The organism is Bacillus sp. SIMBA_026, assembly GCF_046535335.1.
GTDB lineage: Bacteria > Bacillota > Bacilli > Bacillales > Bacillaceae > Bacillus > Bacillus velezensis.
Window position 1 is genome coordinate 1 of the sequence record NZ_JAWRWX010000386.1, and the last position, 247, is coordinate 247.

1 protein-coding gene is annotated in these 247 nt (G+C 60.7%); it reads left to right on the forward strand.

Annotation, left to right across the window (positions count from 1 at the left end):
• Positions 1-18: 18 nt before the first annotated feature.
• On the forward strand, positions 19-247 hold a 229-nt coding region (locus tag SB847_RS21915), incomplete at its 3' end, for an RNA polymerase sigma factor (protein WP_410578833.1).

The window sequence follows — 247 nt, forward strand, 5'->3', positions numbered from 1 at the left end:
GCGTCGGCAGAACCGGATGTGGCAATCAAAGCCTTCGAATCCCAAACTGTCGCCAAGGCATTTCGTTCACTCCCGGAACGGTGGCAGGCCGTTCTTTGGTACCTCGACGTTGAGCGGATGAAGCCCGCTGCGGTGGCACCAATACTTGGCCTGAGCCCTAACGCCGTGTCCGCGTTGGCGCTACGGGCCCGTGAGGGCCTCAGGAGGGAGTACCTTCAGGCCCACATTGCGGAAGAGAAGAATGCTG